Source organism: Paenibacillus sp. S33 (genome assembly GCF_053615415.1).
Map to the genome: position 1 here is coordinate 1,663,557 of NZ_JBSIEZ010000001.1, position 23,809 is coordinate 1,687,365.

21 protein-coding genes and 1 rRNA gene are annotated in these 23,809 nt (G+C 45.4%); 9 read left to right on the plus strand and 13 right to left on the minus strand.

What is annotated here, in order from left to right; translation table 11 throughout:
• Positions 1 to 234: 234 nt before the first annotated feature.
• The 6 genes from ACWGXJ_RS07825 to ACWGXJ_RS07850 all read right to left on the minus strand — a co-directional run bounded on the left by ACWGXJ_RS07825 (position 235) and on the right by ACWGXJ_RS07850 (position 5,714).
• Complete coding sequence (locus ACWGXJ_RS07825; RefSeq protein ID WP_254351369.1) at positions 235 to 1,131, minus strand: aminoglycoside phosphotransferase family protein; 897 nt, start codon at positions 1,129 to 1,131, stop codon at positions 235 to 237.
• Between the two features lie 18 nt (positions 1,132 to 1,149).
• Positions 1,150 to 2,160, minus strand: coding sequence for a phosphotransferase (locus tag ACWGXJ_RS07830; RefSeq protein ID WP_452566506.1), 1,011 nt, complete (start codon positions 2,158 to 2,160; stop codon positions 1,150 to 1,152).
• Between the two features lie 207 nt (positions 2,161 to 2,367).
• Positions 2,368 to 2,919 (minus strand): PepSY domain-containing protein, encoded by a 552-nt coding sequence (locus tag ACWGXJ_RS07835; RefSeq protein WP_452566507.1) that lies wholly within the window; start codon positions 2,917 to 2,919, stop codon positions 2,368 to 2,370.
• Between the two features lie 122 nt (positions 2,920 to 3,041).
• A complete protein-coding gene (locus tag ACWGXJ_RS07840; RefSeq protein WP_452566508.1) occupies positions 3,042 to 3,632 on the minus strand; it encodes a PepSY domain-containing protein in 591 nt (196 codons plus the stop codon).
• Positions 3,633 to 3,654: 22 nt separating this feature from the next.
• The gene (locus ACWGXJ_RS07845) at positions 3,655 to 5,016 is read right to left on the minus strand and encodes a sensor histidine kinase (protein ID WP_452566509.1); all 1,362 of its coding nucleotides are present in this window, start codon (positions 5,014 to 5,016) and stop codon (positions 3,655 to 3,657) included.
• Positions 5,013 to 5,714: a response regulator transcription factor gene (locus tag ACWGXJ_RS07850; protein ID WP_076294949.1), complete on the minus strand. Its 702-nt coding sequence runs from the start codon at positions 5,712 to 5,714 to the stop codon at positions 5,013 to 5,015. Before ACWGXJ_RS07850 ends, ACWGXJ_RS07845 begins: the two co-directional genes overlap by 4 nt.
• Before the next feature lie 350 nt (positions 5,715 to 6,064).
• Here ACWGXJ_RS07850 and ACWGXJ_RS07855 point away from each other — a divergent pair, with 350 nt between their 5' ends.
• From ACWGXJ_RS07855 to ACWGXJ_RS07885, 7 genes are all read left to right on the plus strand, one after another.
• A complete protein-coding gene (locus tag ACWGXJ_RS07855; protein WP_452566510.1) occupies positions 6,065 to 6,736 on the plus strand; it encodes an AroM family protein in 672 nt (223 codons plus the stop codon).
• Positions 6,737 to 6,762: 26 nt separating this feature from the next.
• A complete protein-coding gene (locus tag ACWGXJ_RS07860) occupies positions 6,763 to 7,713 on the plus strand; it encodes an aminopeptidase (RefSeq protein ID WP_452566511.1) in 951 nt (316 codons plus the stop codon).
• A 16-nt stretch (positions 7,714 to 7,729) separates the two neighbouring features.
• Positions 7,730 to 8,356: an aspartate/glutamate racemase family protein gene (locus ACWGXJ_RS07865; RefSeq protein ID WP_452566512.1), complete on the plus strand. Its 627-nt coding sequence runs from the start codon at positions 7,730 to 7,732 to the stop codon at positions 8,354 to 8,356.
• A 258-nt stretch (positions 8,357 to 8,614) separates the two neighbouring features.
• Complete coding sequence (locus tag ACWGXJ_RS07870) at positions 8,615 to 10,150, plus strand: PucR family transcriptional regulator (RefSeq protein WP_452566513.1); 1,536 nt, start codon at positions 8,615 to 8,617, stop codon at positions 10,148 to 10,150.
• Between the two features lie 34 nt (positions 10,151 to 10,184).
• Positions 10,185 to 10,871: a response regulator transcription factor gene (locus ACWGXJ_RS07875; RefSeq protein ID WP_452566514.1), complete on the plus strand. Its 687-nt coding sequence runs from the start codon at positions 10,185 to 10,187 to the stop codon at positions 10,869 to 10,871.
• A complete protein-coding gene (locus tag ACWGXJ_RS07880; protein WP_452566515.1) occupies positions 10,868 to 12,451 on the plus strand; it encodes a sensor histidine kinase in 1,584 nt (527 codons plus the stop codon). Before ACWGXJ_RS07875 ends, ACWGXJ_RS07880 begins: the two co-directional genes overlap by 4 nt.
• Before the next feature lie 126 nt (positions 12,452 to 12,577).
• On the plus strand, positions 12,578 to 13,759 hold the full coding sequence (locus ACWGXJ_RS07885; protein WP_452566516.1) for a WD40 repeat domain-containing protein: 1,182 nt from the start codon (positions 12,578 to 12,580) through the stop codon (positions 13,757 to 13,759).
• Here ACWGXJ_RS07885 and ACWGXJ_RS07890 read toward each other — a convergent pair.
• The 7 genes from ACWGXJ_RS07890 to ACWGXJ_RS07920 form a co-directional block, all read right to left on the minus strand.
• Positions 13,746 to 14,777 carry a Rieske 2Fe-2S domain-containing protein gene (locus ACWGXJ_RS07890; RefSeq protein ID WP_452566517.1) on the minus strand — a complete coding sequence of 344 codons (1,032 nt, stop codon included), beginning with the start codon at positions 14,775 to 14,777 and terminating at the stop codon, positions 13,746 to 13,748. The two genes, ACWGXJ_RS07885 and ACWGXJ_RS07890, sit on opposite strands and share 14 nt — an antisense overlap.
• Positions 14,778 to 14,992: 215 nt before the next feature.
• Positions 14,993 to 16,435 (minus strand): SpoVR family protein, encoded by a 1,443-nt coding sequence (locus ACWGXJ_RS07895; RefSeq protein WP_452566518.1) that lies wholly within the window; start codon positions 16,433 to 16,435, stop codon positions 14,993 to 14,995.
• Positions 16,432 to 17,598, minus strand: coding sequence for a sporulation protein YhbH (gene yhbH / locus ACWGXJ_RS07900; RefSeq protein WP_446674356.1), 1,167 nt, complete (start codon positions 17,596 to 17,598; stop codon positions 16,432 to 16,434). The genes ACWGXJ_RS07895 and yhbH overlap by 4 nt, the downstream gene beginning before the upstream one ends.
• Positions 17,599 to 17,957: 359 nt before the next feature.
• Positions 17,958 to 18,281 carry an AzlD domain-containing protein gene (locus ACWGXJ_RS07905; RefSeq protein WP_039269810.1) on the minus strand — a complete coding sequence of 108 codons (324 nt, stop codon included), beginning with the start codon at positions 18,279 to 18,281 and terminating at the stop codon, positions 17,958 to 17,960.
• Complete coding sequence (locus ACWGXJ_RS07910) at positions 18,278 to 19,003, minus strand: AzlC family ABC transporter permease (RefSeq protein ID WP_039269812.1); 726 nt, start codon at positions 19,001 to 19,003, stop codon at positions 18,278 to 18,280. The genes ACWGXJ_RS07905 and ACWGXJ_RS07910 overlap by 4 nt, the downstream gene beginning before the upstream one ends.
• A gap of 1,034 nt (positions 19,004 to 20,037) precedes the next feature.
• Entirely contained in the window at positions 20,038 to 20,595 is a 558-nt protein-coding gene (locus ACWGXJ_RS07915; protein ID WP_452566519.1) for a hypothetical protein, read from the minus strand.
• Entirely contained in the window at positions 20,553 to 20,996 is a 444-nt protein-coding gene (locus tag ACWGXJ_RS07920; RefSeq protein WP_367988836.1) for a TniQ family protein, read from the minus strand. Before ACWGXJ_RS07920 ends, ACWGXJ_RS07915 begins: the two co-directional genes overlap by 43 nt.
• Before the next feature lie 540 nt (positions 20,997 to 21,536).
• On the opposite strand from ACWGXJ_RS07920, the gene ACWGXJ_RS07925 reads away from it, so the two are divergent.
• Together ACWGXJ_RS07925 and ACWGXJ_RS07930 are read left to right on the plus strand one after the other, a co-directional pair.
• Positions 21,537 to 21,887: a hypothetical protein gene (locus ACWGXJ_RS07925; protein WP_250261928.1), complete on the plus strand. Its 351-nt coding sequence runs from the start codon at positions 21,537 to 21,539 to the stop codon at positions 21,885 to 21,887.
• A gap of 305 nt (positions 21,888 to 22,192) precedes the next feature.
• Positions 22,193 to 23,748 (plus strand): 16S ribosomal RNA (locus ACWGXJ_RS07930).
• Positions 23,749 to 23,809: the final 61 nt, after the last annotated feature.

The following is a 23,809-nucleotide window of genomic DNA, read 5'->3' on the forward strand; positions in this document are numbered from 1 at the left end:
CTCTATTGTTAGTTTCCCAAATTCTCTTATCGAAACCATTTAGCATTGAGTCTTAGCATCATTGTAGAAGGGGGAAGTGCTGTTTACAATGCTATATATTTTTGGTTGTACCGGTACAGTCAGCAATTCGATTGGCTTTAGCGGCATGCGCTTTTCCTGTAGTTAGTTGTCAGAACACAAAAAAACAGACCGCTTCATCGGGTCTGTTTTTTTGTTTAGTTCCAAGCTGACAGATTATAAGAGTGATCTAAGTTCACGTCGGTATTTGTTCAAATGCGCGAACGACGGAATGACTCGCTTGGCAGAACGGAAGCCGCCTATTCTGATATTGCGGACCACATGATAGGGAGAGATCAATAGTGCGTGAAGCAGATGCAAATCATGGGTACTCAATGGACGATATCGTTGATAGTAATCTATCGCGCGCAGCATCTTTGTCCCATTCCAAAGACAATTCCGATGAAGAAGATGGGAGAGATCTTTCATCCTTACATGTAGGGAGCAATTTTCAAAGTCGATCATATGGATTTTGAGCTGTTTGTCTTTAATCAGATTGGGATAATTATAGTCGCCGTGTATAAATGCGGCGGCTTTTTGCTCCTGAGCAATGGCTTCTCTAACTTTGGGCTGCTGTAGGCGATGGGACACTTCCTCACAAAGAGCTACGAGATGTGCTGTGCCTCTGTATGGGATGAGGCGTTTTTTGTATCCAGCTATTTCATCGCTCAAGTCTTCATAACGGATTCTGGATGGCGGAGCTTCAGTGACAGGAAAGCCCACGGCACTGGAATGGAATTTGGCTAAAGTAGCAATTCCCTTTTTGAAGTCTATTCTTTTTGTGAATTCTGGTCTGAGTCCATGAACCCAATTGGTTAATGTATACGAAACACCTTCATAGGTCATGTAAGCCGTTTGTTGTACTGTTGGATAGACCTTTTGGCTGCGTGTAAACCCGCGCTCATCCAAGTAGGACAAGACACGTGTAATAAAACGGATCTCTTCTTCCGGGAATTTGTAGGGTTTTAAGCAATAAGTCGTATTAGCGGTCTCAATCTTGTGAATGTCCTTCATTTGACGGCTACGCTGAATTTTGATTCCGTACATCTGCTCAACGTTCGATAAAATCGACATTTTGCTCCTCACTTTCTTTTATACATGAGCCCACTCCTGCAAAATATGGATGATTTGTAATCGAAGAGGCCACGACTGATCCCAATTGTCCAGGATTTCGCGATCTCTTGAACGATTCGGGTGTCGGGAAGCATGCCAGGCTTCTCGTGGTAGTTTATATAAAGCTGTAACAATCTTCCGTTCAGTACGGCTTAGCGGTTTGCGTTTTTGGTATCCCTTCAGCAAGGATTGCACAAATTCAGGGTTGAATTGAGTCGTATTCATAAGGGCCTTTGCCAAATCAGCATAGGCTGAGCCGATCTTAACCCGATCCCAATCAATGATTTTGAGATGACCGTCATCCGAAATAATGACATTTGGGGTAGTGATATCACTGTGTATCAAGGAGGGATGCCGATGTTCCATCCGAAGCAGCCTTATAATGGATGCATCCTGCAAATCCTTCCATGCTCGCCTGGATAAACGTTTGCAGTCTTCGCCGTGAGCATTGTACCAGTTGCGGTACGTTTTATCATGGCGACTGGTTTTTGTCATTTTTTTTTGAAAAAGACGATCCTGGTTTTTCCATATCCGCAATTGTTGAATGGTCGGAGGGGACTTTCCTTTATCTATCTGATGCAAGCCGGTGGAGGTGGCGTGAAGTGTAGCAAGTGCCCGCCCCAGTTTTTCGAAATCTTCAGCGGTCTCCAGTCCCCGTCCTTTGATCCACTGACTTACATAAAATGGCGTTCCCTGATATAGAGTCCATAACTTGCCGGAATGAGTGGGGAGCCATGCGGGCATGTAGGTATACTTTCTCTTTTTCAAAAGCCTGATATGGCTCGCAGCTCGTTCCATCTGTTGAATCGTATTTGAACGGACCATCTTTGTACGACTAAAGGGTTTTAATGCATAAGTTCCCTTTTTCGTTTTCACCTGGATCACTGCATTTTTTCGGTATAATGATGAGACTAAGCTTGATTTTAACGGGATCAGGCCGAAACGACGGGTGATTTTGCGAATCTGTGCTTTAGTATAGGATTTCGCCATAAGAACCTCACTTGACTTTGGATTGAAGAAAAAAGGTAATCCTCTGTTAGTTATCAGTCTATTCATGAAGAAATAATAGGTGCAGTTTTATGGAGCCATCTTCGTTCTTTTCCTGTGTCACATTGGTCAAAAAAACGGAGCAGCGAAAGTTCGCTGCTCCGTTTTAATTAGCTCTGTACTTAGTTACCCTAATTATGACCTGGGTAATTAATATTCGTTGTCATCATTATCATCGTCTGTATCCACGATTGCGCCAGATGATGCATGGATATCAAGCTCAACGGTTTCTTCGTTGGTGAGTACCTTTACCTCGTAGATGAATTGTCCATCTTCCTTATCCAATTTAGAAGACAAAAGGGTACTCCCGGGCACGTGCTTAAGCGCGATTTGTCCAGCCTGCTTTTCAGTCAGGGTGATGTGATTTGGCTTGTTAAGGGAGGACTCGTTATTAGAGTCATGATCAAGCTTAGAATGGGAACGGATGGTTTTCCCAGTATAAGCATCAATATCTATATCCCAATCTTTATCCCCTTGTTGGAGATCCACCTCATAGTAGACTTTTCCGTTCTTGCGCTCCAGTTCGACATCTTCAACTTGTGCATTATTCCCCACAGCCTTCTTGGCAATGTTGGCAGCGGCGGTCGCTCCAATAAGGCCCGTAGGTTTAGCGGCCCATACGGCATTCGCTGAGACACCCGTAACCGTAACTCCAAGCAGAACCGTAGCTGCCATAATTCCTAATGTATAGTTTTTTTTCATTACATTGTTCCTCCTTGTGCTATAAGCATGAATACAGCTTATCTCTTAAACATGAGAGGAACATAATAGAATCATGAGAAAACCATGAGAAAACATGAGCTGAGATGATGATCATGAAGTCGTCATGATTCGTCGTGCTCCTGTTTTGCTTTTTCCCACGTTATAGAGTCGATAGAGCCCGATACTGCATTGACCTGTACCACTGCTTCACGCCCATTTTTCACCTCAACCTCAACCAGATAATAGAGACCTTTGTCGTTGCGGTGAAGCTCAATATCATCGGATGTTCCGTTAACTGCTTTGGCAGCAAGCTTGGCTGCTTCTTTCTCTGTAATAACGAGAGAAACCGGGTCAGGTTTATTAGCTGGATTCGATGTGTCTCTGGTTGGTGAGTTCCCGTTGTGGTCTTGGGGCTCCTGCTTCACATCTGTATAAGCTTGTGTCCGCTTAATGGAGTCGATGACACCGTCATAGGCATTGGCTTTTATATCGTACTTCCCTTTGGCGCGTTCCAGCCTGATCAGATAAAAATCACCCAAGCGTTGGGATTCGAGCACCTCGCCGGGATACTGATGCAAAACGGATTGGATGACGGCCTTTTCTTCCAATGGAGAAGCTGCTAACGACCGTGCCCAAGGCCACTGTAAAAGACAAATTGTAATCAATACAGCCGCCAGCGTACCCCCAATCATCCACACATAGATGGCTTTCATCGTTATTCCCTCCTTTGGCTTATTATTTTGGAACGGTAGGGAGGATGATCGTTGCAGTTGTTCCGCTCCCCTCTACACTTTCTAGCGCAATTTGAGCATGTATAGCTTGTGCAATTCCTGTAGCCAATGATAAGCCCAGTCCAGTCCCACCTTCCTCGCGGCTTCTGGCTTCATCCACACGATAGAAGCGGTCGAATACTTTAGATAACTTTTCTTCCGGGATTCCAATTCCTTGATCTGTGATTCTTATGCAGGGTTGAGCTGTATCGCCTATCGTATCAATCATCAGTTGTATCGGCTCGTCACTGTATTTGCGTGCATTATCCAAAAAGATAAATAGGAGCTGCTTCAGCTTATTTTCATCTGTATAGCCAATGCAGTCTGCCTGTACATCCAGTTGAATTTGTCGGGCGAACGCATTTTCAAATGTAGCCTTTAATTCTGTCGCTATTCTGGTCAGGCGTACAGGCTCCAGCACGATATTCCACTGTTCTTCGTTTCTGGCCAACAGAAGAAGCTGCTCTGCCATGTCCTTCATTCGAATCGCCTCGGAATGGATCGCTTCAACGGATTCGGCAAAAATCTTGGGATGCTGCAACCCCCGCCGTTTGAGCAGGCTGGCATAACTTTCAATAATGGTGAGCGGTGTCTTCAATTCATGGGACGCATTAGATACAAATTGTTCTTGCCTGACGAAATTTCGCTCTAGCAGTTCAATCATGTCATTAAATGTTTCACCCATTTCGACCAGTTCGTCGCGTGATGATGAATGGAGCGGAAGACGTTTAAATTTCCCGCTGCGCTGAATTTCTTTCATCGTGCTAATCATAGATGTAATTGGACGTGTAATCAGTCTGCCGAGCAGTCTTCCCGATACCACGACAGGAATGAGCGCAATTCCAGTGACAGCAACAAGTACGATTCTGAGTACCTGTAGCGTCTGCATCGTCGGTTGCAGACTTTCGGTCACCTGGAGATTGACAACCTCGCCATTGGTCCAAATCATGGGGAGCGATACAAGAATGTAACGGTTGCTTTCATAGGTAATGATGCGAACCTGCCGTGTTTCATCAAAAACGCCCTTCATCAAGCTAAGAGATTGCTCGGAAGAAGAGGTGATAGGGGGAAGAAAGTCGCCTTCTGGTTTCATTAGCCGAAGCATGCCATCCAGCGGTACATAGGCTCGGAGAAGATCCTCAGCGGCTACGGATACCGGAGCACGTTGAATCCCACGAATCATGTTTTCTGCTGCGGCCTCTACCTGGTCTTTTCGACTGTCTATCGAAAGTTGGCTGAATAGGAAATAGACTGAGAAGTTAATGGCCACAAGTAAAATCCCGAATAATAACGAGGTATACGTATGGATTTTGTTTTGTAGCTTCATAAGGATTCCTTCAGAACATAACCAATTCCGCGTACAGTATGGATCAGCTCAGGGAGCTGGCGCGTAGGGTCGATTTTATTGCGCACGTAGCGAATATACACATCGACCACATTGGTATCGCCCATATAATCTATGCCCCATACATTCTCCAGTAATTGTTCACGGCTAAGTACCTGCCGCTGATGTCTGAGTAAATGTACGAGCAAGTCAAACTCTCGCGGTGTAAGCTCAATGTTGTGCTCTCCCCGAAGAACTTCACGAGTACCTTCATGGAGACGTAAATCCCCGGCACTAAGCCATTTATCTACCACTTGTGGAGCCATGTCTTTTGTTGCACCCACTCTGAGTGCGGCCCGTACACGTGCAAGCAGCTCTTCGATCACAAACGGTTTGGTAACATAATCATTGGCTCCCAAATCGAGTCCCTCGACCTTATCTGCAATGGAACTTTTAGCCGTCAGCAAAATGACAGGAACGTTCGCATCATGCTTACGAATCCTCCGAAGTAGCTCGATGCCATTGAGACCGGGAATCATAATATCCAACAACACTAGGTCCCAATTGCCTTTGCAATACGTCTCCAGCCCATCAATTCCGTTTTTTTCTTTACATACTTGATAGCCTTCAAATTGAAGTTCAATCTCTAGAAGCCGGGCAATCTTTTCTTCGTCTTCTACGATCAAAATAGATTGTTTCATGATCATGCCCTCCTGTAGGCGAATAGCCGATACGGAAGTATTTTAGCATATACGGACAGGTAAGACACTTCAAAGCGCAGGGCAGTGAGGGAAGAGATATTTATACAGCGTTATATTTCTTGACATTAAAAGAGGGATAAAATGTAATAATAGCGCTATGATTTTGTTTTTTTATCCTTTATGCACAACAAATAAGCCTTTGTTTTGGTCAGAACGAACATTGTTTATGTTAGGAAAGTTGCAGTAACATAAGTTAAAACTATTCACCAGAACCGAAATAAGGGCAGACCGCGGGCTTGCCCTTTGTCGCCAGGAGCGTAAAATAAAATGAAGCGAAAGCAGGGGTTCAAATGCATAAGCTTGGGATGATTACGATTGGGCAAGCCCCTCGGTCAGATGTGGCCCCTATCGTAGAAAGGGCATTGGAAGGACGGGCAGAGCTGGTACAGGCTGGTGCGCTGGATGGGCTCTCATTGGACTATATACAACAGCATCTATCACCGTCACCGGGAGAATATGTATTAACCTCGCGCTTGACGACCGGGGAGTCGGTGGTCATTTCACGCGAAAAAATCCAGCCGCTGCTCCAGGAAAAAATCACACATTTGGAGCAGCAAGGCATACGTACGATTTTGCTACTCTGTACCGGTGTGTTTCCTGGATTGCATACTCGAAGCGCTTTTCTAATTGAGCCAGATCAAGTGCTTCCTCCTGTACTAAAGGCCATGTCCAGCGGAAGAAGACTGGGTCTCATTGGACCGCTCGAAGAACAGAAGAATAACCTCAAGCTTAAATTCAGTCCTTATGGATTGAATCCAGAGTTTGCGGCGGTCTCGCCTTACAGTGGCAGTGAGGAAGAATTTTGCCGAGCAGCCGGACAGTTCAAGAATCAAGCCGATCTGATCGTGCTGGATTGCATGGGCTATACGGAAACGCATCGAGAGCTAGCGGCGCATTACTCGGGGATTCCCGTTGTATTGTCCAATGCCTTGATTGGCAAACTGGTATCGGAAATGGTGTAAGGAGCTAAAAATTGGAGGTAAGAACTATGAGTCAACAACGTATTGAAATCAGTAAAAATGTATTGCAAAAATGTTTGGGACTTACCGCTGGGGAGACGCTTCTGGTCGTAACCGACGATGATAAAAAAGAATTGGGCGAGTCCATATATGAGGCTGGCAAGGCACTGGGGGCAGAAGCAGCTATTTTGACGATGAAGGTTCGCTCCAAATCGGGCGAGGAGCCTCCAGTCCCTGTTGCCGAAGCCATGCTTCGCTCCAACGTTGTTGTGTGTGTCACCCGGTATTCGCTGACACATACAAGTGCCCGTAAGCAGGCCGCAGCTGCTGGAGCACGCCTGGCGACCATGCCTGGCATGACAGACGATATGTTCATGAATGGAGCAATCGCTGCTGATTATCCGAAGGTCAAGGCGCTGACCGAAGAGGTAACCGCATTGCTGACTGCTGCCAAGCAGGTACGGATTGAAAAGGATGGATATAGCCTGAACTTTACCATAGAAGGGCGCAACGGCGTTCCCAGCACAGGTATGTATTTGAATCCTGGCGAATCGGGCAATCTGCCTTCCGGTGAAGCGTATATTGCTCCACTGGAAGGAACGGCACAGGGTCAGATTGTGGTGGACGGTTCTGTAGCAGGAATCGGTGCCTTACAAGAGCCACTGCTGCTGACGGTGCAAAATGGCAGATTAATCGCCGCAGAAGGGGAAACCGGACAGTCCCTGTTGGATATGCTCGGCGAAGGCGATGGTAGAATGCTGGCCGAATTTGGTATTGGAACGAATGATAAAGCCCGCATTACAGGTGTTGTGTTAGAAGACGAGAAAGTGTATGGCACGATTCATGTCGCTTTTGGCAGCAATAATACCTTCGGGGGAACTGTCGCTGCGGGTGTACATATTGACGGAGTCGTACAAAAACCGGATGTATATCTGGATGATCGTCTGATGATGAAGGCTGGTCAGTTGCTAGAGAGATAAAAGGGAGGAAGTTATCATGCTTGGAATGATCAGAGTGCTTACCATGCAGGACAAAGCAGCTATCGACCTTCACGGCCGGGTCATTGAGCAGCGCTACGGGCTGCCTGTCACCAGTGTATGTATCCCTGATCAGCCGAAAGGAATTTACGATGATATCACAGACCGGGAAGCGGTGCCTAAAATTGTGCTTGCGGCGCAACAACTCGTTGAACAAGGCTGTACGTCTATCGGTATTAGCTGCGCGGCTGATCCGGCGCTAGAGGAAACTCGTCAAGCTGTATCTGTACCTGTATACGGGGCGGGGTCTTGTGCAGCACTCTTGGCTCTGACATCGGCCAGCCGTGTAGGCGTGTTGACCATTTTGGAGGAGGCTCCGCCGCTGATTCGCCACATTTTGGGCAATTCCTATATCGGTACAGAGCGTCCCATAGGTGTGCAGACGACACTGGACTTGAACACTCCACAAGGTAAAGAGGCGGCTATAGCAGCAGCGTTGCGGCTTCAGGAGAAGGGAGCTGAGGTAATCGTACTTGCCTGCACAGGTTTTGTAACGATGAACTTTGCGCCAGAGCTGGAGCGTACACTGGGTATTCGGGCTATTGATCCGATTGTGGCGTTGGGTGCAGCCGTGTCGGTACGCTAGCAGTTGCTTCGTGTGGAGAACAAGCAGGATAGTTCTTAAACCTCATTATAAATAGTTGAATATTAAAATAAACCGCCTTTTCCAGAAAAGGGCGGTTTATTTAGGTTCCATTGAGCTCCTAAAGATAGGAATGGGCTGGTGTGGGTAGACTTGACCAAGCGGTAAAAGGTTTTGTTTTGTACACTTTTTTGGTACACTATCCTGAAAATTAGATGAAGTAAGGATTTTGCAAAATAAATAGCAGGGTGGTCTGTCTTTATGAAAATACCGGGTGTAACAGTTCAAGAGCTCATGGCAATACCCGTGTTGAAGGAGGCGAAGGTATTAAGCGGAGAACAGGGGCTAAGCCGGGTTGTCCGGTTTATTGACATTATGGAAGTCCCTGACCTGAAAGGCTGGGTCCGGGAAGGTGTATTGTTGATGACAACGGCTTATTCGATCCGTCATGAGCCTGAGGTATTGTGCCAAATTATTCAATTACTGCATCAGGGCGGAGCGGCAGCGCTTGTGATCAAGCCTACCCGCTTTCTCACGGGAATTCCCCACAGTGCGCTGGAAGAAAGCAATGCTTGCGGCCTTCCTGTGATTGAGATTCCAGCCGATATTCCCTACACGGATATTACGCAGCGTGTCATGGATATGGTGTTGAACCGACAGGCAGAGCTGCTGCGACGTTCGGAAGAAATCTATCGAACGTTAACGACGATGGTGCTGGAGAACAGTGGCATACAGGCTGTAAGCGATAATATAGCAGAGCTTTTTAAAGCTCCGGTTGCTTTGATTGATAATGGAGGTCAAGCCATTGTCACTTCACCACAAGAATGGGATTGGACGATGGTACAAGGTGCTCGTCATTTTCCCATTAGCGTAGATAAACGTACAGTTGCCAAGTTGGTCATTGCCCGCAATGAGCTGGATGATATGGAGCAGGTTGGTATTGAGCAGGCACGGCTGGTGATGGCGTTGGAACTCATGCGTGAAAAGGCGGTAGAAGATACGGAAAGCCGACTACGGGGGAACTTTATAGATGAGCTAATGACACCTCCGTTGCCGCTGCGGCATGAGGTTGAGCGGAGAGGTCGTCAATTGGGATTCAACCCGGAATATGACTGGGAGGTGGCTGTACTGGAAAGTGCTGCGGCTCCGCCAGAAGAGATTCTTTCTGGGCTACTGAGTATGGAATCGGCCCGGCGGCGTGTGGTATCTCATATTGAGTTTCGTTCAAATCGTGCGATATTATTTCTGCCAACTCTTCAGCCGAATGATCACCAGAATGTACCTGGCTCTGATCAGGAAATGTCCTGGAGTGATACGCTGAAAAACTGGTCAACTGAAAAGGCCTGGGGTACCGCCGATTATTATTTAGGCATCGGAAGTGCCAAAAAGTTATGGGAGTTGCTGCAAAGCTACAATGAAGCACGTCGTGCCATTACTGTAGCTCAGCGACTGTATCCTGATCAACGTGTATGCAAATACAGCGATATAGAGATGCACTATATGCTTGGAGAAGCGATGGACAAAGAGGAATTTTCAAATGTGTTTGAACGCAAGCTGGGGAGACTTCAGCAATATGATCGCTCACATGGCAGTGACTTACTCAAAACGTTATTTTATTATTTAGAAAACAGGGGCAGTCTGGTAGATACAGCCAATTATCTTTTTATACATCGTAACTCAGTAAAATACAGATTAGAACGGATACGCGACATGACAGATTTTGATCTTAACGATCCACGTGAGCAGTTTATATGTCATACCTGTCTGATTCATTATTATTTGCGGGAACATAGGTAGCTGGAGTGGTTTTTTTATGCAGGGAGGGCAGGACATGGATAAAAAAATACTGATAGCGGACGATGAGGCGAGCATTCGAAATGCGCTGGCTTATGCATTAAAGCGAGAGGGTTTTTTGGTGGAAACCGCCGTTGACGGGGAGGACGCCTTGGAAAAAGTGCGTTTGTTCCATCCAGATGTGCTCATACTGGATGTGATGATGCCCAAACTGGGTGGATATGAGGTGTGCCGCCGTTTAGAAAGTCGGAAGGGCATCGGTATTTTACTGCTGACGGCCAAAAACGATATCGTTGATAAGGTACTCGGGCTGGAGCTCGGTGCGGACGATTTTATGAGCAAACCGTTTGACCTGAGGGAGCTGCTCGCTCGTATTAAAGCATTGGTACGGAGGCTGGAGCGAGAAGGAGCGCCTGCCCCGGAAGGAACAGAAGTGGTCCTCGGCCCATTACGGGTACGTCCGTCCAGCCGAACAGCTGAACTTGGAGCCATAGCGCTGGATCTGACCCCCAAGGAGTTTGATGTGCTGGCGCTGTTGGTGTCTCATGCCGGGAGGGTATATACACGGGACGAGCTGCTGGAGCAGGTATGGAGCTTCGATTATGTGGGCGGAACGCGTACGGTGGATATTCATATCCAGCGTTTGCGCAAGAAGCTTGAGCCACACCAGGCGATATTGCAGACCGTGTATGGTATCGGCTATAAGGCAGAGAAAATAACGTGAACGAACATCATTCACTCCATCAGCAAGGAAGCTTGCGGTCCACCGACCAACAGAAGCGCAAACGCAAACCTACAGGCTTGAGCCTGCGTTGGAAATTTCCGCTGGTACTGGCGGCTTTGCTGCTGTTTACTGTCGGTGTGCTGAGCTGGCTCGTGCTTACTGGTATTCGCGCTAACCAGACAGATCAAATGGAACGCAGCTTAAAGCGTCAGGCCGAAATTGTAGAAATGCGTGTAAAACAGTCTTACCTGTTGGGAGTGCGCCAATCACCGGAAGACTTTATGAAGAAGCAGGCACCTGGGCTCGCAGTGGAACTGGGCGTATCCAGTAATATGCGTGTTATTTTATATGATGGTCAGGGGCATGAGGTTGGCAATTCTCTACCGCTGGCTTTTAGAACAGATGTCAGCCAGGCGCTCTCCTATGCGATCCAAGGCAAAATTGCGTATATTACGGAAGGAAGCGCAATCACTTATTTGGCTCCGCTTCAAGGTCCAGACGGCTTACTGGGAGTGGTACAGCTTCACAGCTCAACAGAAGCACAGCAGCAGTTCTACGGGGCCATTGCCCACTTGTTTTTATGGACGGGGGGGGCGGTGCTGGTATTGAGCTTTATTTTGGGTTTAGGCTATGTCAGCCGCCAGACGAGGGACATCGGACGACTGACTCGTGCTTCCGAACAGATATCGGCAGGGCATTATCCGGAAGCCAGACTGCTGCGGCGGCAGGATGAGCTGGGAAGACTGGATGAAGGAATGTTCCAGATGAGTCATGTGATCCGGGAGAGCATTACCGCGCTGGAAAACGAAAAGCTCCGGCTGGAAGAAGCGGTTCAGCGTTTGAGAGAGCTGGAGCAGCAGCAAAAATCTTTTATTGGAAATATCAGCCATGAACTAAAGACCCCATTAACCTCTATTCAAGCTTATGCTGATTTACTGGATATGTATGGGGATGATCCTGAACTGGTGCGTGAAGCGAGAGAAAGCATCAGTAAGGAAACAAAACGGTTGTACGAGCTTGTCGAGGACTCGCTGCGGCTATCTGTGCTGGATAAATATGATTTTGAATTGCATACGGAGGCTGTGGAACTGCATTCGTTACTGGAAGATGCAGGGAGCCGTATTCGAGGAAAAGCGGCGGCGCGTAGACTGAATTTTTCGATAGATACTGTTCCTGCCCAGGTGTGGGGAGACCCTAAGCATCTGATGCATATTGTATTGAATTTGCTAGATAATGCAGTGAAGTACAATCGGGACGGTGGATGGATTACGTTATCGAATCGGGTAGAACAGGACACCGTGATTGTGTGTATACGCAATTCCGGTCCATCGATTCCTAGGGAGCAATGGAACATGATTTTTGAGCCGTTCGCTACCTTAAGTCGTGATCGATCTCGTCAGGACAGCGGTACGGGACTCGGTCTTCCTCTGGCGCGCAGACTGGCGGAGCGCATGGGGGGAGAGTTGCAGCTTACAGCTTCAGATCATGGTGGGTTGGAAAATGGCAACGGCCATACGAATGAAAGTGGGAATGAATTTTCGCTTAGACTCCCCCTCTTGGTTCACGATAGCTTCCTGTAAACGGCCGATTGTTAGCACAGGGCTAGATAGAATGATGTCTTGTTTACAACTTGGAAACAATTCGATGTATTCATGAGATGTTCTGGCATTAAACTAGGGGTATCGTTAACAAGGAGGCCGTTGTACATGATAAAGAAAAACATAGACAGCTATAGGCATAAGAACGGCTTCTTTCATCGCGAAGATTCCCGTACAAGAGTTTTCAGACAGAAAGCCACACGGGTGCTCATGACCGGCTTAATCGCCGGGGGATTGCTCAGTGGTTGCGGCATGAAGAGCGCAGAAGAGACAAATCCAGCATTCGGTATGAAACCGGGCCAACAGCTTACTGTGATTGACACGGATGCAGCCCAGCAGCAAGTAACGGACGAGCTGGTGGTATCGTCTATCGACAGGCTGGGTGATGTCTACGCGAGGTCTTGGCTGAGCGACGAAGAGCTGATTGTCGAGCGTAAAACCCAGCTGTGGATTCATAATGTAGAGACAAATAAGGAGCGGATTTTAACACCAGGTCGTAAGGCTCCACAGTTACTTGCTGTGGTATCACCGGATCAGCGCCATGTCTTTTTTACTGAAGGTAGCACCAGCAGCAAATATGATATCCAGGGTTACATTTTGGAACTAAGCAGTGGTAGGATTACATCGATTGGCAAGCTGGATATGACTAACGAAGTGAGCTGGAGCGATGAGAATGATCTCATTACAGGCACACCGGATGGTAAAATCCAGCTGATTGGTCTGGACGGCAAAGCTGAAGAATTGAGTTTTCAAGATCCGAATCGCTCTGAATTGATGTCTCATGTCGAAAAAGTGGGTAACGCCATATTTTATACAGGCAGTGATAAACAAGGGTATCCGGTGCTGAATCGGTTCACCCTCAATCATCCTCAGGCTGTGACCATTGCAGAGGGTGCCATGTCCTTTGCCGTGTCGCCTGACGGTAAGTCTATTGCCATTGAAAAGCGGAAATGGAATACATCCGAACCAGCCCGTATGATCATTTTGGATGAACAGGGCAAAGAGAAAGGAATCGTCGGTCAAGGTACTTTAATGAGTCGTGGAAGCTGGTCCAGTGACGGGTCCAAGCTTGCTTTTTCCATTTATGATGAGGATCAGCAAGGCATGAGAGGGCTGTATGTGTTTGACCAGTCCACGGGTAAAACCACTCCGGTTACGACCGATATCCAATCCTATGACAGCCCAACGGTATGGAGCCCATCCGCCCGGTTTTTATCCATGTACCAGAACATTTCGGAAGGTGGAAAACAGCTCAATCAAAGCTACATCGTCGAATTTAGGAGGAAATAGTTTCTGGATTCAGTCGTACACGAGGCTCATCGTTGACAAGGAAATCATACCAGCGGTTGCGAAACCGAACCTGAGGTCCATCAGCAGGGACGTGTGCCTCCATTCGCAGCGCTTCTGGGATTGGACGCGGATGCTGACTTTCCACCACGGCCCGATCCTCTTCCAGTACCTTGCCACTGTATCTGGAGAAAATATGGCTTATGCCCGGTACAAATCTGGCAAAATTACGACCAGCCAGTCCGTAGATGGCCGTTAACTCTTGCTCAATCGGAGTGAAGGTGACGAAATTAATAAACTTGCTGCGTCCTTCCTTGGCGGGAGTCAAAATCCATTGCTGTGGAAAGGCATATTGCAATAGACCTTTCCCGTTTTTCACTCGAATATGATTGTCATCCGCTTCAAACTCGATATGAATGTCGGTGGAGGATTTTTTACCGATCGTTTTGTTATGGACAATTGGCAAATGAGCGACATCCAACACGCTTTCCACAACTCTCGTCAGATGTGCCTTCCACACGGAATCGTAAGGAGACAAAATGAGAGAAGGGTCCTCCAGCTCGGAAAAAATCTCCAGAGGAGGTGAGGATGTAGATGTCCCCAACCCTGAGTTTATCTCAGACTTTGAGCCCACGGCCTGAGGATATACCCACAGCAGACCGGCTTTTTCAATCGCGGGATAGGCATAGGTATGAGCAAATTCAGGAATAGCCCTTCCCGGATGTGCCGGAATATCCACACACTGCCCACTCTCATCGAAAGACCATGCATGATAAGGGCATGTGATGTGCCCGTTTTGACAATAGCCGAGCGACAAATCAGCTCCACGGTGCGGGCAATAAGCATGGATGGCATGCACCTGACGATGATCGTCACGGTACAGGACAATATCTTTGCCAAGCAGTCGCTTTTTAAGCGGTTTATTTTTTAGTTCCTTGGACCAGCCAACGGCGTACCAGGCGATTGGGAATACCTGCTGGTCACTTTCACGTACTTCACGAAAGCTGGGATGGGTGTTCATCTATATCAACGCTCCTCGTTCTGCTTCTCATGTATGACCCGTGGGTCATTTATTATAATAGTATAATACACCCCTGATCTAAAACGAAACAGGCGTCCTGAAATTGGCAAGAAATGAAGGTTGCTTAAGGTTGTATGAAATACTTAAAAAAAGGCGCATATCCGTTTTTTCGGAATGCACCTTTTTAAATTAGGATGGCTATTGATTTTATATATCTATACAAACTTGCGATGATGTTTTTTACCGTCATATGAGAATAAGGCGAGCTTACCCTCAATCAATGTTTCCAAATGAACGGTGCGCCCCCACAGCTGATATACATACGGAAGTGTGCGCTCCATATATTTTAAATCCAGCTCAATGCCTTCGTACTGGTGCTTGAGCTTCAACTCGCCCGTATGCAGGTAATCTCCATCCTCGACGACGATATAAGGGGAGCCTCCATTCACACGTGAAAACACAAGCTGATCCCGTATGTTTTCCCAAGATTTATCAGTAATTTTCCAATCGGGTCCCCGTTTCTCAAACACGTACAGATCCAAATCCTCTGTCAGTTTCTTGGTCATGTAATTGCGTATAAAAGAGGTGTCCGAGTCGAATTCTCGCACCTCGAACATTTTAGCTCGACCCTCGCCTGGTTTGCGTCCTTGTCGCTCTTGTTCCTCACGGGTTGGGTTATCCCATCGTTTTTCAATATCCTCAAATATTTTCAGCCCCAAATAGTACGGGTTTAGGCTTTGCTTGGAAGGCTGTACGACAGAAGCGTTCAGCATCGCAAATTCAACGGTTTCCTCCCCGGTCAAATCCAGTTCCCTTACAATCCGCTGGTGCCAATAGGAGGCCCAGCCTTCATTCATGATTTTGGTCTCCATTTGGGGCCAGAAATACAGCATTTCGTCCCGTAGCATCGTCATAATATCCCGCTGCCAGTCCTCCAGCACCTCCGAGAATTCCTGAATAAACCAGACGATATCTTTTTCAGGTTCCGGTGGGAACTTGCGTACCTTGATGCCCTCGGTCTCGGCGGGATCATGCTGCTTCACTGTGTCCAGTGACCACAGATCATCGTAAGGCCCAGGGGGACGGTGGCGTTTTCCAGGTTCTTTCTGCTCCCGAATTTTGAGCTCCATGTAGCGCTGCTTATCCAGATGCCTTGGTTTGATGATCTGTGGATCCACATGCTCTTGTATCGCCAGTACAGAGTCAATGAAGGATTCCACAGCCTTTGAACCGTATTCCATTTCATAGCTGTTGATTCGATCTGCTGTGGCCGACATACTCTCCACCATATTGCGATTAGAAGCTGAAAAGCGGGCGTTGTGTTTGAAAAAATCACAGTGTGCCAGTACATGGGCGACAATTAGTTTATTCTGCACCAAAGAATTTCCTTCCAGCAGGAAGGCATAGCAGGGATTGGAGTTAATGACCAGCTCATAGATTTTGCTCAATCCAAAATCGTACTGCATTTTCATCTTGTGAAACGTTTTTCCAAAACTCCAGTGGCTGAATCGCGTGGGCATACCATAGGCTCCGAACGTGTATACAATATCCGCCGGACAAATCTCATACCGCATCGGGTAGTAGTCGAGCCCGAATCCATCTGCAATCTCCATAATTTCTGATATCGCATATTCTAGCTCCTTCTGGTCGGTGCTCATCCCACCGTTCCCCCTTCCCGTTTGCGAAAAAAGGTACGTAAGGCTTGGTATACCTCACCTTTTTCCTTGATGACATAGTACATAAACTGATCCTTTTTAATATTCTTGTAGGCTGACATCAGCGTGCTGCTACGATTATATTGATTCACTTCTCCATAGCCGAACATATTGCTTCGCTTTATAAGTTCCTCGATTAGCTTCACACACCGCTCATTGTCCGAGGTCAGGTTATCGCCATCCGAGAAATGGAAGGGATATATATTGTAGCTGGAAGGAGGATATCGTTTGTCGATAATCTCTAGTGCTTTCAGATAAGCCGAAGAGCAGATCGTGCCGCCACTTTCTCCGCGGGTAAAAAATTCTTCCTCCGTAACCTCTTTAGCCTCGGTATGATGCGCGAGAAAGACAATTTCCACCTTTTCATACTGACGGCGCAAAAAGCGGGTCATCCAGAAAAAGAAGCTACGAGCGCAATATTTTTCAAATGAGCCCATCGAGCCTGATGTGTCCATCATGGCTATAATCACCGCGTTGGATTGGGGAATAGTCTTCTCTTCCCATGTTTTGTAGCGAAGATCGTCCGGACTAATATGATGAATGCCCGGTTTCCCCTCACGGGCGTTGCGGCGCAGATTTTCGAGAATGGTTCGTTTCTTGTCAATGTTCGCTTGCATGCCTTTTTTACGTATATCATTGAACAGGATAGATTCAACCTCAATTTGATCCTTATCTTTTTGCTGTAAATTCGGTAATTCCATTTCCTCGAACAGCATATCTTCCAGTTCTTCTATGCTGACTTCCGTTTCCATAATATCGTGTCCCGGCTGGTCGCCGGCTTTCTCACCTTTACCAGGCTTCTGGGAGGCAGGATCACGTCCGATGACATCCCCCACCTGACTATCTCCATCCCCTTGGCCTACATGCTTTTGCTTTTGATAGTTATAAATGAAGCGATATTCATCCAGACTGCGAATCGGCACTTTAATAATCTGTTGACCGTCCGACATAATAATATTTTCTTCCGTTATCAGATCGGGTAGATTTTGCTTAATGACATCTTTGACCTTCTGCTGATGACGTTGCTGGTCCTGGTACCCTTTGCGATGCAGCGACCAATCTTCGCGGGATACGACGAATGAATATGGCTGGCGTGGTTCCGGCATTATTAGGCACCCCCCAAGTGGATACACGGCACAGTTTGGCCTTGTTGGTTATTAAGTATATTCACGGGGATGAACGATATGTGATGGAACTCGATTTAAATTCTGCCCGTTTGCTTTTATAATGAAAGTAAAAAATGTAAAAAAAGAATGGAGAACCTTGGGTTAATATTGATTGATTGTGCTTGAAGATATGCTTACTGATAGTAGAGGTATGCGTCAGATGCGTCAATTTACGGATTGCCACATTCTTCGAGAACGTGGTTTTGAGGAAGAAGATCTGTCGCCCTCGTTAGTAAGGACGACAGGTGGATCATAAGAAATGGCAGATGCCCTCCTATTGTAGGAGGGCATTTTTATCTTCACCACAATAGTCGAACTACAGCCATACTCACAATACCGACAACGACGGTAGCCAGCAGGTTTTTGCTCCACAAGGCGGTCACTAGCGTAGGAAAGACAGCCATAAGTACTTGCCCATTAAGAGTGACTGAGGATTCGGTTCGGACGAGCAAATTCTCCATCACGAGGGCCGTGAATATGCAGATGGGGATATAGGAAAGCCATTGTAGCACTGGTTTGGGAAGCGCCAGCCTTTGCAGCACGACAAAGGGAATAATCCTTGGGATGGCTGTGACAATCATGGCACCGATAATGATATACAGGACATTGGGATTAATGCTCATTTGTCGGTTAACACTCCAATCGTTGCGGTGATCATGGTTGCTACAATGACGGCGATATGTGATGGCACCCACCAGGACAAAAGGTACATCAGAACAGCCATACATAGCACAAGCAGCAGACGATGCTTGAGTTTGGAGGTCTGGACACTTTGGAGCTGGGAAATAAGCAGGGCAAGGAACATCGCAGGCAAGGCAAAGTCCAGACCAAAAGCCTCCGGCCGGGAAATCCAGTTCCCGAGAACCCCTCCCGCCACACAGGATGCAATCCAAGCGAGATAAGCTGTAATATTAAGCCCGTTCATCCAGCGGTCACTGACCTGCCCACCTTTAGCCAATTTATCCGACGCTACTCCAAAGGATTCGTCCGTCAAAAGAGCGCCGATGCCTATGTTTTTCCACAATGAATATTTAGAAAAGTAAGGAGCCAGCGACGCACTTAACAGCAGATGACGAGCATTCACAATGAATGTCGTTAAAATAATGACGGATGGAGGACTGGATGCAGCCAGCATCGAGCACATAATAAACTGAGAGGCTCCGGCGTATACAAGCGCCGACATGAAAGCAATTTCCATGGTGCTAACCCCTGATGAGGCACCCACAATGCCTGCCGCGAACCCAATACATACATAACCAAGCAATGTAGGAATACAATCTTTAACCCCATGTAAAAAGCTGAGTGAATCGGGCTTCGTTCCGCTCAACTCCGAAGCTATGGACATTTTAACCTTACCCCCAGTGTATAAATTTATAATAGTATATAACGTAAGTTGTAAAGTATCAATATATTATACGTTTGTACGTTATATTGAATAATGTCTATAGCGAACACACAGGGAGAATGTCCGTTGTAATTAGTTTTGTCATTATATAGAATATGTTTTGTCATTAAACTTGAATTAGATGTCAGTGCCTGCGACCTTGATGGTTCAGGCATTTTTTACTTTCAGTTATTTATTTTCTTGATTAACGCTAACTTTTTTCGGCAACAATGGCTTATAAGAATGCAATTAAAACTTGATAATAAAATGTCATTTTAGAGGTGATAGCAGTGAACTGGGTCGGTAAAAGATCATGGTTACATGAGGATGAACTTTATTCAAGAGTCAAATGCCAGAATTAATAAATTGGTATATCCAAAGGAAAGAAGAAGTAACCCAAATAAATAAAAATTGAAACAGAACGTATAAGACTTGAGAATGCAATAACAGCCATATGTAAATTATATAAAGAAGGGGTTTCAATATCGCATCAAAGAATTACTGAAGAAACCGGTATAGAAAGAAAATATTATAGAGTACATTCTCGTACAACTATTATGAATTCAATAATTTATGATCTTTATAATTCAAAAATAACAGTGTATGAGCTCGAAGTGCTTTTGCAACAGAATAAAAGTGTTGAGGATTGGAAATCAATTTTTATTAAGCATTTAGCCTAATATCTAATTGAGCTAAAGCAACTTTGTCAATGTTTCGATATCGTTTAAGATTTACTTATAAACTATAATAATGTTTTCTTTAAGCATTAACTTTTATTATCAATTTTTAAAAAACTATGAGCAATTATTTTCTTAAGTGGCTTTTTTTAAATTATGAATTAATTGAAAGATATTGTACTTTTTCAAACTGTATGCGTGGAAGTAACCAGTAATTCATCTTCCTTTGATGCAGTAGCTGAAATATATAGATCAAACTCATTTCTTGATTTCTCGTCATATATATTATTACTTTTCTTTAAACATAAGCATGAAACATCAATTGAAAATCGATAAATCTTTTTTGATCGTACCTTCCTCACATTTTTGTAGTAAAAACGACCGATAAGCTCTTTCTAACCAAATAAATTCCGAGGATTGAACAAAAAACTCAAATTTTTTTAATCTAGGGTAAAAATTTCTGCTGCCTTTGTTTCTTGAAATAAAATCATTTAAAACAAAATAAAAGTTGTATGGGAAGTTTTTGTACATCCAATAAACATTTGCATAAGCAAGTGCCTCATCATAACCATTTTTGCGATGATTACTTTGATTATAAAAAGCTATAATAACACCTTCCTTCATTCCTATAAAATGCTTAGCACCAATTAACAAGTGAAAACTTCCATACGCCAATTTAAGATATTCAGAGAAACTATCAATATTCGGCAGAATTAAATTTTGGTTTAGCAATGCTTCATACATTCTTTTCTGAGATTCAAGAAGCAACGCATTTTGGCATATCTCAAAATTTGCATTCTCTAATTTGGAATTACAAGCTTCACATTCATTTCTTATAAAATTGCTATGAGTAATAGGTAAGAGCAAGTCGCGCAACAATCTTGCAATCTAGTTTTATGTATTAAACATAAATGTAAAGGGTGAATTCCCCAATGCAAACGATGATAGTGCTTTAAACTAATACAGACCGGACAGTATTTAATTTTATTTTTCAGTAATACTTTATTAAACCAATCACTGGTAATTAATCTGAGTCTCCAAGCATAAGTGTGCTTGTAATAAGGATAATTCTGTGTATTTGTTCTAATTGATAGGTTTTCAATTGCTGAAAGAGGAAAGTCACTGTTTACAGCCTGAGTATAGGATAAACCTAATTCCTTTATCAATGTGTTTGCAGAATTAAAACAATTTTTATATACCAGCCTAAAAAAATATCCTGATATACTTTCATCCTTTCTATGGTAGGTCGTAAAGGTAGATGATTGATTATATTGCACATCTTTTTTCTTCCTATCTTTATGAATGTTTTTTTAAAAACCATAAGACCATTCATTCAGCTCACTTCTCTTCTCGCTCAGTATAAACATATTCCAAATAAATAATACCTACTATATAAAAATTTGATATGTTTATATAAATAATAATTTCCTTTTTGATTATAGATATATCCCAAAAAAGTACTTATGATTGATACAATTACTAAACATAGTCGGCCAAAGATTCGTTATTTCAAAAAAATTAAATTATCTCAAGAACTTGGTCAAAAAGCTGTTCTTATTTTCCATGAAAGTTTCTGACTTAAAAAGTTTCATGTGCTTCTACCTAAAGTATTCGATAAAAAATAACCGCTGTCCTCAGAAAGAGCAGCGGTTATTTTTTATCAATCATTATTGGATTAATTATTTTTATTCATGGCGGGGAATGGAATAGCGGATCAAAAGCTGATATCGAGTACGCCAATCGACGTTATGCAAAGGGGGGATATTACCGCTAACATTGATTATTCTCTCGTGAAAAGAAAAGCAATAGGGGGCACTATGAACAAGATGCTCGATGATTTTGAAGCAAGCATCAAACATATCAACGAAAAGACTACAGAACTTGGTTACCATGTAAATAAACTAGCCTTGTCTAACGCTTCCGATGGAGAGTTGGGCTATTCTTACGAAGTCTGGTTCCAGCGTCTTTTAGCTCAGCACGTTCGTAAATACGCTTTGACTGAAGGTTATGAATGTTTCTCCCCGTCGAAACGCCGCGCTGTGAAGCCTCAAAGATTCATGGTACATATACAGTATATAATGAAGAAAAAAATTCAAAAGTATATGAGGAGTACAGTAATAGAATTGATTTTGATAAGTCACTTACTAATTTGTATAATTTACATGTAGTAATCAGGAAACCTAAATGATATATTATTTATCCGGCCGTAAGATAGGCTGTGATGCAATGGTTAGATGGACTTCAAAAATTCAAGGGATCACCTACAGGTATTATTTACCAGTAGTATGGATCGGAAAAGTATGATATATTATTTGCCCGGCCCAAGAAAAGCCAAAAGAATGTTTGATCTTTGAAAACTGAACAACGAGTGAGTAAAACGATTTTGTTCGCAAAATCAAACAAGAGATATTTTTATCTCGTCAGTTTCAACATGAGCTTATCGCTCTTTCTATAAACCAGCTTCGGTTGGTCTTTAATGGAGAGTTTGATCCTGGCTCAGGACGAACGCTGGCGGCGTGCCTAATACATGCAAGTCGAGCGGGGTTATATAGAAGCTTGCTTCTATATAACCTAGCGGCGGACGGGTGAGTAACACGTAGGCAACCTGCCCACAAGACAGGGATAACTACCGGAAACGGTAGCTAATACCCGATACATCCTTTTCCTGCATGGGAGAGGGAGGAAAGACGGAGTAATCTGTCACTTGTGGATGGGCCTGCGGCGCATTAGCTAGTTGGTGGGGTAAAGGCCTACCAAGGCGACGATGCGTAGCCGACCTGAGAGGGTGATCGGCCACACTGGGACTGAGACACGGCCCAGACTCCTACGGGAGGCAGCAGTAGGGAATCTTCCGCAATGGGCGAAAGCCTGACGGAGCAACGCCGCGTGAGTGATGAAGGTTTTCGGATCGTAAAGCTCTGTTGCCAGGGAAGAACGTCTTGTAGAGTAACTGCTACAAGAGTGACGGTACCTGAGAAGAAAGCCCCGGCTAACTACGTGCCAGCAGCCGCGGTAATACGTAGGGGGCAAGCGTTGTCCGGAATTATTGGGCGTAAAGCGCGCGCAGGCGGCTCTTTAAGTCTGGTGTTTAATCCCGAGGCTCAACTTCGGGTCGCACTGGAAACTGGGGAGCTTGAGTGCAGAAGAGGAGAGTGGAATTCCACGTGTAGCGGTGAAATGCGTAGAGATGTGGAGGAACACCAGTGGCGAAGGCGACTCTCTGGGCTGTAACTGACGCTGAGGCGCGAAAGCGTGGGGAGCAAACAGGATTAGATACCCTGGTAGTCCACGCCGTAAACGATGAATGCTAGGTGTTAGGGGTTTCGATACCCTTGGTGCCGAAGTTAACACATTAAGCATTCCGCCTGGGGAGTACGGTCGCAAGACTGAAACTCAAAGGAATTGACGGGGACCCGCACAAGCAGTGGAGTATGTGGTTTAATTCGAAGCAACGCGAAGAACCTTACCAGGTCTTGACATCCCTCTGACCGGTCTAGAAATAGACCTTTCCTTCGGGACAGAGGAGACAGGTGGTGCATGGTTGTCGTCAGCTCGTGTCGTGAGATGTTGGGTTAAGTCCCGCAACGAGCGCAACCCTTATGCTTAGTTGCCAGCAGGTCAAGCTGGGCACTCTAAGCAGACTGCCGGTGACAAACCGGAGGAAGGTGGGGATGACGTCAAATCATCATGCCCCTTATGACCTGGGCTACACACGTACTACAATGGCCGGTACAACGGGAAGCGAAATCGCGAGGTGGAGCCAATCCTAGAAAAGCCGGTCTCAGTTCGGATTGTAGGCTGCAACTCGCCTACATGAAGTCGGAATTGCTAGTAATCGCGGATCAGCATGCCGCGGTGAATACGTTCCCGGGTCTTGTACACACCGCCCGTCACACCACGAGAGTTTACAACACCCGAAGTCGGTGGGGTAACCCGCAAGGGAGCCAGCCGCCGAAGGTGGGGTAGATGATTGGGGTGAAGTCGTAACAAGGTAGCCGTATCGGAAGGTGCGGCTGGATCACCTCCTTTCTATGGAGAATCGTTTCCTGCAATGGAAACATTCAAATATGAAGCGTAAGCTTCATAAACT